Origin of the sequence: Streptomyces ossamyceticus (assembly GCF_001418475.1) — a bacterium.
Classification (GTDB): Bacteria; Actinomycetota; Actinomycetes; order Streptomycetales; family Streptomycetaceae; genus Streptomyces; species Streptomyces ossamyceticus.
The window spans coordinates 1-9,023 of sequence record NZ_LIQX01000527.1; the positions used below are offsets into that span (position 1 = coordinate 1).

At 72.4% G+C, this 9,023-nt stretch carries 8 protein-coding genes and 1 pseudogene; all 9 read right to left on the reverse strand.

The annotated features are described in order from the left end of the window. Positions 1 to 139: pseudogene (locus tag AOK15_RS49025) on the reverse strand (CHAD domain-containing protein); the annotation flags it as partial. Continuing rightward, positions 120 to 2,570 (reverse strand): RNA degradosome polyphosphate kinase, encoded by a 2,451-nt coding sequence (locus AOK15_RS31960; protein ID WP_055521814.1) that lies wholly within the window; start codon positions 2,568 to 2,570, stop codon positions 120 to 122. The gene AOK15_RS31960 and the pseudogene AOK15_RS49025, both read right to left, overlap by 20 nt. A 184-nt stretch (positions 2,571 to 2,754) precedes the next feature. After that, entirely contained in the window at positions 2,755 to 3,600 is an 846-nt protein-coding gene (locus AOK15_RS31965) for a hypothetical protein (protein ID WP_055521815.1), read from the reverse strand. After that, entirely contained in the window at positions 3,597 to 4,586 is a 990-nt protein-coding gene (locus tag AOK15_RS31970; RefSeq protein ID WP_055521816.1) for a hypothetical protein, read from the reverse strand. The genes AOK15_RS31965 and AOK15_RS31970 overlap by 4 nt, the downstream gene beginning before the upstream one ends. Continuing rightward, positions 4,583 to 5,575: a hypothetical protein gene (locus tag AOK15_RS31975; RefSeq protein WP_055521817.1), complete on the reverse strand. Its 993-nt coding sequence runs from the start codon at positions 5,573 to 5,575 to the stop codon at positions 4,583 to 4,585. The genes AOK15_RS31970 and AOK15_RS31975 overlap by 4 nt, the downstream gene beginning before the upstream one ends. Continuing rightward, on the reverse strand, positions 5,572 to 6,558 hold the full coding sequence (locus tag AOK15_RS31980) for an ABC transporter permease subunit (RefSeq protein ID WP_055521818.1): 987 nt from the start codon (positions 6,556 to 6,558) through the stop codon (positions 5,572 to 5,574). Before AOK15_RS31980 ends, AOK15_RS31975 begins: the two co-directional genes overlap by 4 nt. Continuing rightward, positions 6,555 to 7,511, reverse strand: a complete 957-nt coding sequence (locus tag AOK15_RS31985; protein ID WP_055521819.1) for an ABC transporter ATP-binding protein — start codon at positions 7,509 to 7,511, stop codon at positions 6,555 to 6,557. Before AOK15_RS31985 ends, AOK15_RS31980 begins: the two co-directional genes overlap by 4 nt. Next, on the reverse strand, positions 7,508 to 7,903 hold the full coding sequence (locus AOK15_RS31990) for a GntR family transcriptional regulator (RefSeq protein WP_055521820.1): 396 nt from the start codon (positions 7,901 to 7,903) through the stop codon (positions 7,508 to 7,510). The genes AOK15_RS31985 and AOK15_RS31990 overlap by 4 nt, the downstream gene beginning before the upstream one ends. A gap of 126 nt (positions 7,904 to 8,029) precedes the next feature. Continuing rightward, positions 8,030 to 8,959: a mycothiol synthase gene (mshD, locus tag AOK15_RS31995; RefSeq protein WP_055521821.1), complete on the reverse strand. Its 930-nt coding sequence runs from the start codon at positions 8,957 to 8,959 to the stop codon at positions 8,030 to 8,032. Positions 8,960 to 9,023: the final 64 nt, after the last annotated feature.

Genomic DNA, 9,023 nt, shown 5'->3' on the forward strand with positions numbered 1-9,023 from the left:
CGCGCGCTGCGCACCCACCGGTCTCCCGGTGGGTGCGCAGCGCGCGGAGGAACCCGGTGGCCTGGGCCCGCAGATACCCGGCGAGGGCGTCGGCGGCGACGGCCGTGGAGTTCCTGGGGTCAAGGTGTTGCTGTGCCACGCCGGCGCCTCCGGGCGTCAATGAGCATCTCCTGGACGTTGCGCAGGGGCTGGCCGTCCGTGTCGGTCGAGTGCCGGGTCCACTCGCCGTCGGGGCCGAGGTGCCAGGAGGAGGTCGTGTCGGACATTCCGGTCTCCAGCAGGCGGTTGAGGGCCGCCCGGTGCGCCGGGTCGGTGACTCGTACGAGGGCCTCGATCCGGCGGTCGAGGTTGCGGTGCATCATGTCGGCGCTGCCGATCCACACCTCGGGCTCGCCGCCGTTGCCGAAGGCGAAGATCCGGGAGTGTTCGAGGAAGCGGCCGAGGACGGAGCGGACGCGGACGTTCTCCGAGAGGCCGGGGACGCCGGGGCGTACCGCGCAGATGCCGCGCACCCAGATGTCGACGGGCACCCCGGCCTGCGAGGCCCGGTAGCAGGCGTCGATCAGGGCCTCGTCGACCATCGAGTTGACCTTGATGCGGACGGACGCGGGACGTCCGGCGCGGTGGTGCTGGACCTCCTTGTTGACGCGGGCGATCAGTCCGTCGCGCAGGGACTTGGGGGCGACGAGGAGCCGGCGGTACGTCTCGCGGCGGGAGTAGCCGGAGAGACGGTTGAACAGGTCGGAGAGGTCCGCGCCGACCTGCTGGTCGGCGGTGAGCAGGCCCAGGTCCTCGTAGAGGCGGGCCGTCTTCGGGTGGTAGTTGCCCGTGCCGACGTGGCTGTAGCGGCGCAGGGTCTCACCCTCCTGGCGGACCACCAGGGACAGCTTGCAGTGGGTCTTCAGACCGACCAGGCCGTAGACGACGTGGCAGCCCGACTCCTCCAGCTTGCGGGCCCACTTGATGTTGGCCTGCTCGTCGAAGCGGGCCTTGATCTCGACCAGGACGAGGACCTGCTTGCCGGACTCGGCGGCGTCGATCAGCGCGTCCACGATCGGGGAGTCGCCGGAGGTCCGGTACAGGGTCTGCTTGATGGCGAGGACGTCCGGGTCGGCGGCCGCCTGCTCCAGGAACGCCTGCACGGAGGTGGAGAAGCTGTCGTACGGGTGGTGCAGCAGGACGTCCCGCTCGCGCAGGGCGGCGAAGATGTCGGGCGGCGACGCCGACTCGACCTCGGCGAGGTCGCGGTGGGTGCCCGCGATGAACTTCGGGTACTTCAGCTCGGGCCGGTCGAGGGCGCCGATGCCGAAGAGACCGGTGAGGTCGAGGGGGCCCGGCAGTGGGTACACCTCGGCCTCGGAGATCTTCAGCTCGCGGACCAGCAGGTCGAGGACGTACCGGTCGATGGACTCCTCGACCTCCAGGCGCACCGGCGGCCCGAAGCGGCGCCGCATGAGCTCCTTCTCCAGAGCCTGGAGCAGGTTCTCCGCGTCGTCCTCCTCGACCTCCAGGTCCTCGTTGCGGGTGAGGCGGAAGGCGTGGTGCTCCAGCACCTCCATGCCCGGGAACAGCTCCTCCAGGTGGGCCGCGATCACGTCCTCGATCGGGACGTAGCGGCTGGGGGAGGCCTCCAGGAAGCGGGAGAGCAGCGGGGGGACCTTCACGCGGGCGAAGTGCCGGTGGCCGGAGACCGGGTTGCGGACGACCACGGCCAGGTTCAGCGACAGGCCCGAGATGTACGGGAAGGGGTGCGCCGGGTCCACGGCGAGCGGGGTGAGGACGGGGAAGATCTGGTGCCGGAAGAGAGTGAACAGGCGGGCCTGCTCCTTCTCCGTGAGCTCGCCCCAGCGGACCACGTGGATGCCCTCCTCGGCGAGGGCCGGGGCGATGTCCTCGTGGAAGCAGGCGGCGTGCCGGGCCATCAGCTCACGGGAGCGGGCCCAGATCATCTCCAGCACCTCGCGGGGCTGGAGACCGGAGGCGGACTTGGTGGCGACACCGGTGGCGATGCGGCGCTTCAGACCGGCCACCCGGACCATGAAGAACTCGTCCAGGTTGCTGGCGAAGATCGCGAGGAACTTGGCCCGCTCCAGCAGGGGCGTGTTCGGGTCCTCGGCGAGTTCCAGGACACGCTCGTTGAAGGCGAGCCAGCTGCGCTCCCGGTCGAGGAAGCGGTTCTGCGGCAGGCGGTCGCCGTCGTACGGCGCCTCCTCGTAGGCGTCGAGGTCGGCGTCCATGTCGGGTTCGAGATCGGAGACGACCGCGGCCACCGTGTGCGGGCGGTGCGCGGCTATGGAGCCGACGGACGGCTGCGCGTGCTGGACCTGTGCCTGGGCGTTGGACTGGCTCATGGCACCATTCTTCCGCGCCGCGAGCATCCCAGGCGCGTCGGAGAGGGCCACAGGGAGCGCGACGGCGTTCCCGGCGATGTCCGCGTCGATCCGCGCGACGACGTCGTCGGTGCCGCCGGGGTGGGCGGCGGTGGCCGCGGGACGGCCGCTTCCCGCGCTCTTCCCGTTGCTTGGGCCGTTGCGTGGGGGAGGCGAGGGCTCGGGCGGGACGGGGTTCATTGCGGAAGCGTCGCAAGGTCGTCTGAATCGCCGGTTACGGAGACCTTACGTGCGGGATAGCGCAGGGAGGCCCGCCGGTTCCCCGGGGGCGTGCGCCCCCGCCCCGTCCCGCACCGGTTCATGGCTGCGGCACGCCCTTCCCCCCGTAGGAAGGGCGTGCCGGGTCCGGGTTGGGTGGGTGCGGTCAGCGGGTGCGGCGGCGCAGCAGCCAGTAGGCGGCGCCGGTGGCCGCGGCGGCGACGGTGAGGACGACGCCGGTGGTCATCAGGTGCAGGGGCCAGAAGTGGGAGGCGGGGAGAGCGTCGAGGTCATGGCCTGAGACGGTGCCGGTGATGGTCCTCATGGGCCACAGCTCGCTCCAGTGGTCGTCGAGGTACAGGTGGAACCAGAGGACGAAGCCGAAGGCCACGGCCAGGGCCGGCAAGGAGCGGCGGAGGGCGAGGCCCGCGAGGGCGCCCACGGCCAGCGCGCACAGGGCGTACGCCAGGATCGCCGGGCCGCGGTTGAGGAAGGGGTCCGTGTAGTACCACTCGTCGCCCCGCAGCACCTCGTCGGCCGACCAGAACCAGCGGTAGACCAGGACCAGGACGGTGGTCCCGGCGGTCAGCGCGACAGCCGGCACCGCGAGCTTGGCGGTGAGCCAGCGGGTGGGGGTGACGGACTGGGTCCAGGCCAGCTGGGCGGTGCCCCGCTCCAGCTCGCGGCCGACGAGGGCGGCGCCGGCCCAGGCGGCGATGCCGTAGGAGGAGTACGCGATGAAGGTGCCGATCCAGCCCTCGTTCATGGAGTGGCTGAACGTCATCACGTCGATGCACGCGCCCTCCGGCCTCCTTCGGCAGGTGTCCAGCTCGGCGCGTATCCGCGCGCCCGAGACGTGCTGGACCCAGAGCATCCAGCCGACCATCAGCAGGACGTACGCGCACCACACCAGCAGGGCCGGGCGGTGCACGCGCAGCACGGTCCAGACCAGGCCGCGCGGGCGGGGGCCTTTGGGAGCGACGGTGGCGGTGGCGGCGACGGCGGTCGTCATGACGTACCTCCCGTACGGCGGCGCAGCAGGTGGAAGGAGGCGAGGACCAGCAGGGCGGTGACGGCGAGGACGAGGCCGGTGGTCATCAGGTGCAGGGGCCAGAAGTGGGACTGGGGGTGCACCTCGGCGTACAGGTCGGTGAAGCCGTTGTCGGCCATGCACCTGGCGTAGCCGGCGTCGGTGTCGACGTCGAAGCAGCTCAGGTCATTGATCCGGGCACCCGAGCCGGTGACCGCGCCCAGCTCCAGCTGGTCGGCCGACATCGGCAGCCGGCTCGCGGTGGTGCCGGTGAGCGTCTTCGCCGGCCACAGCGTGTCCGACCGCTCGTCGAGGTACAGGTGGAAGCAGACGATGAAGGCGAGGGCCGTGCCCAGCGCCGGCAGCGCCCGCTTCAGGGCCAGGCCCGCCAGCGCGCCGACGGCCAGCGCGCACAGGGCGTACGCGACCACCGCGGGGCCACGGTTTACGAAGGGGTCGCCGTAGAACCACTCGTCGCTGCGCACCCCCTCGTTCGCCGACCAGATCCAGCGGTAGACCAGCATCAGCACCGTGGTGCCCACGGTGAGGGCGACGGCGGGAACCGCCAGCTTGACCGTGAGCCAACGCGCCGGGGTGACCGACTGGGTCCAGGCCAGTCGGGCCGTGCCGCTCTCCAGTTCGCGCCCGGTCAGGGAGGCACCCGCCCAGGCGGCCACGGCGTAGGAGGTGTAGGCGACGAAGGCACCGACCATGGACATGCCCTCCTCGAAGGCGAACGCGTCGAAGTCGACGCAGACGCCGTCGTTCGCACGGCAGATGTCCTGCGCGGCGCGCGCCTGCGCCCCCGAGACGTGGTGCACCCAGAGCATCCAGCCGGTCATCAGCAGGACGTACGCGCACCACATCAGCAGGGCCGGGCGGTGCACGCGCAGCACGGTCCGGATCAGGCCGCGCGGGCTGGGGCTTTTACGTGCGGCGGTGGCGGTGGCGGCGACGGCGGTCGTCATGACGTACCCCCCGTACGGCGGCGCAGCAGGTGGAAGGAGGTGAGGACCAGCAGGGCGGTGACGGCGAGGACGACGCCGGTCTCGACGAGCTGGAGGGGCCAGAAGTGGGACGCGGGGTGGTAGTCGCGGTAGTGGGTGACGACGTCCCGCCCCAGGACGCAGTTCTCGCTGGTCAGGCAGGGGTTGGGGACCCGGTCGCCGGTGGGGGTGATACCGCCCTCGTCGACGGTCATGCCGATGTACGCGGGGTGGCCCTCGGTGGCCGGGGTCGTCGCGGTCCTCGCCGGCCACAGGTACGGCCGGGCCAGTTCGAGGGCGTACAGCAGACCGCCCAGGGCGAAGAAGCCGTAGCCCAGGGAGGACAGGGAGCGGCGGGTGAGCAGGCCGACCAGGACGCCGACGGCGAGGCCGAGCAGGACGTGGGCGAGGGCGGCGGGGCCGTTGGCGATGAAGATCGAGCTCTCGTGCCACTGCCAGACGCCCCGCGTCCCCCACTGGTCGGTGTGGGCCTCCCACATCATGCGGTGCAGCTGGACCAGCAGGAGCGTGCCGGCCGAGAGCACGGCCGCGGGGAGTGCGAGCTTGGCCGCGAGCCAGCGGGCCGGGGTGACGGACTGCGTCCAGGCCAGTTTCGCGGTGCCGTTCTCCAGCTCCCGCCCGATCAGCGCGGCGCCCGCCCAGACGGCGACGAGCAGCGGCGCGATGTTGATGATCGCGGAGCCCAGGTACAGGGCCGTGTCGTACAGCTCGATCGCGGGCGCGTTGAGGTTGCAGCCCTCGTCCACCACTCCGTTGTCGCAGCCCCCCGAGGTGTACGCGGTCCAGGCGGCGTCCCCGCCCGGTACCGCGGCCCACAGCAGGGCCCCGGCGGCCACGGCGACGAGGAGCGCCCAGAACCACACGGCCGCGCTGTGCAGGCGCAGCAGCGTCCAGGTCAGTCCGCGCGGGACGCCTCTCGTGCGGGACGCGGTGGTCGTGAGGGCGGTCACGCGGCGCCTCCCGTGCGGCGGCGCAGCAGGTGGAAGGCGGCCGGCACCAGCAGGGCGGTGACGGCGAGGACGATGCCGGTCTCGACGAGTTGGAGGGGCCAGAAGTGGGCGGAGGGGTGGGACTGGGCCCAGTAGCCGACGACGTCGCTCCGGCCGCAGTCGAAGTCCTCGCAGAGTGAGTTCGAGATCCGGTCGCCCGAGGCGGTGATGATGCCCCGGTCGACGAGCATGCCGGTCCACAGGGGCTCCGAGGCGGCCGCGCGGACCTCCGTCACGGGCCACAGGTGGTGCCGGTTCGCCTGGAGGACGGCCATGAGGGCGGCCGTGCCCGCGAACCCGGCGGCGAGCGCGGGCAGCGAGCGGCGGAGCAGCAGGCCGGCCACCACACCGACGGCCAGGGCGAACAGGGCGTAGGCGGTGGCGAGGGTGCCGTTGCCCGTGAAGGTCGTGAAGTCGAACCAGTCCCGGGTGCCCACCGCCTGCCGCAGCCGCTCCTCCCGCCACCACACCAGGCGGTTCAGCAGGGTGAGCAGGACCGTCCCCGACATGATCAGGGCGGCGGGGACGGCCAGCTTGGCGGCGAGCCAGCGGGCCGGGGTGACGGACTGGGTCCAGGCCAGCTTCGCGGTGCCGCTCTCCAGCTCGCGGCCGATCAGCGAGGCGCCGGCCCAGGCCCCGATCAGGAGGGGGGCCACGGTCAGCGCGGCGGGAGCCAGGCCGACGACCAGGTCGTAGTGCTGGTAGGCGGGGCCCATGTCGCAGTAGTCGGCCTCCCTGCAGTTGCTCTTGAGGTAGGCGTCCCAGACGGCGTCATACCCGGGCCCCGCGGCCCAGAGCAGTCCGCCGCCGCCGAGCGCCACCAGCAACCCCCAGAACCACAAGGCCGACTGGTGCGGGCGCAGCACGGCGCGGGCCAGGGCGCGGGCGGGGTGCGCGGGACGGCGGCCCGATGTCCCCGCGGACACGACGGTCACGGCGCTCATACGGAGGCTCCGTGGGTGCGCGTCCCGTTGGTCTCGCCGTCGTCGTCCCCGCCGTTCCCGCCCCGGCTGTTGTCGGCGTCCCCCTCGTCCGTGAGGGTGAGTGCCGGGGCGCCGGGGGCCCGCAGGTGGGCGAGGACCAGCTCCTCCAGGGACGGCTCGGCGGTCTGCCAGCCGGCGGCTATCCGGCCCTCGGGCCGGATGAGCGCGGTGATCTGACGGCCGGTCGTACGGGACTCGACGACGGTGTGCGGGGCGAGGTCCCCGGTCGGGCCGGTGACCAGGGTGTGGGCGGCGATGAGCGCGTCCAGCGGGCCGGCCAGGCGGACACGGCCGCCGCCGAGGAGGAACAAGTGGTCGCAGGAGCCTTCGAGTTCGGCCACGACGTGCGAGGACATGACAACCGTGGTGCCGTGTTCGGCGGAGTCCGCGAGCAGGGTGCCCATCAGCTGGTGCCGGGCCAGCGGGTCGAGGTCGGCCATCGGCTCGTCCAGCAGCAGCAGTTCGGGCCGCTTGCCGAGGGCGAGGGCGAGCGCGACCCGGGTGCGCTGGCCGCCGGAGAGGGAGCGGATCTTGGAGCCGAAGTCCAGCCCGCCCTCCTCGACGATCCGCTCGGCCACGGCCGCGTCCCAGCGGCGCGGGTTCAGCTCCGCGCCCATGCGCAGGGTCTCGGCGACGGTGAGCTGCGGGTACAGGGGCTTGTCCTGGGCGACGTACGCCATGCGTTCGCGGGCCGCCGACGGCGTCGTGCCCAGCACGCTGATGCCGCCCTCGGTGGGCGCGAGCAGGCCGGCCGCGTGGGCCAGCAGGGTCGACTTGCCCGCGCCGTTCGGTCCGACGACCGCGCAGACGCGCCCCACCGGGAGCCGCAGCGTGCAGTCGCGCAGCGCCCAGCCCTTCTGTCGCCAGCCGAACCTCTTGCCGAGTGCGGCCGCCTCGATGGCCGTGTCGGTCATGCCTCGTCCCCCTGATCTTCCTTGAAGTGTTCGTCCAGTACGGAGGTGAACAGCGCCTCGACGTCGCCCCGTTCGAGCCCGGTCTCCTTGGCCCGGACGGTCCACCGGTCCAGCTCCCCGCGCAGCGGGGAGTCGACCGGATGGGCGCCCAACGACTTCCGTACGAAGGTGCCGAGGCCGCGGCGGGCCTCGACCAGGCCCTCGCGCTCCAGCTCGCGGTAGGCCTTCAGCACCGTGTTCGGGTTGATGGCGGTGGCCTCCACGACCTCGCGGGCCGTGGGGAGCTTGTCGCCGGGTTCCAACAGGCCGAGTCGCAGGGCCTGTTTGGTCTGCTGGACGATCTGCACATAGGTGGCGACACCGCTGCGCCGGTCGATGCGGTACTCCACCACTCGAACAACCACCCTTTCACTAATTGAGTAGTGAAAGGGTGGTGCAAGAGAGGGGGCGGTGTCAACACACCGCCCCCTGCCTGTGGACGACTTCCGCCGGGGGAGCGCCGGGCCCGCCCCGTTGCGTCAGGTTTCGCTGCGGTACATCAGGTCCGTCTCGTACGTCACGAATCCGAGGCGTTCGTACACGGTCACCGCCGCCTTGTTGTCGGCGTCGACGTAGAGCATCGCGGTGGGCAGGCCCTGTGCGGCCAGGTGGCGCAGGCCGATGGTGGTGAGCGCCTTGCCGAGGCCGCCGCCCTGGGCGCCGGGGCGGACGCCCACGACGTAGACCTCGCCGAGCTGTTCGGCGGCGTGCACCTTCGTCCAGTGGAAGCCGGCGAGTTCATCGCCCCGGAACGCCAGGAAGAAGCCGGCCGAGTCGAACCAGGGCTCGGTCTTGCGGTCGTCGAGGTCGCGCTGGGTGAGGGAGCCCTGTTCGGGGTGGTGGGCGAAGGCCTCCGCGTTCGCGGCCAGCCAGGCCGCGTCGTCCTCGCCGGGCACGAACGTGCGGACGGTGACGCCCTCGGGGAGGACCGGCTCCGGGGGGTCGAAATCGGCCAGTGAGCGGCGCATCTGGCGCAGTTCGCGGAACAGGGTGAGACCGAGGACCTGGGCGAGATGGCGGGCCGCGGAGTGGCCGCCGTGCGCCCAGACGCGCAGCCGCTTGCCGGACTCGGCGAGCAGCGCCGAACCGAGGGCCCGCCCGTGGCCGTGGCCCCGGTGCGAGGGGTGCACGACGAGTTCGGCGGCGGGGGCCTCGACGGGGTCGGTGTCCTCCAGTTGGGCGTATCCGACCAGGGTGTCGCCGACGGTGAGGAGGAGATGGCGGACGCCCTCGCGGGGGCCGCCGCGGAGTTGGAGGCGGCCCTGCTCGGACACCGCGGGCTGGCCGTCGACCTGGGTGGCCTCGTCGAGGAGGTCGAGGACGGCCGCCCTCTGGTCGGGCGTGAGTTCCAGGCGGGTCTCGATACTGCGGGCGGCTGAGTGGGGCCGGGCGGTGTCGTCGCTGGTCATGGGTTCGAGGTTAACCGGGGGCCGCCAGGGGAGGGCGCCTCGGAACCCGGCTGGTTCCCCGGGG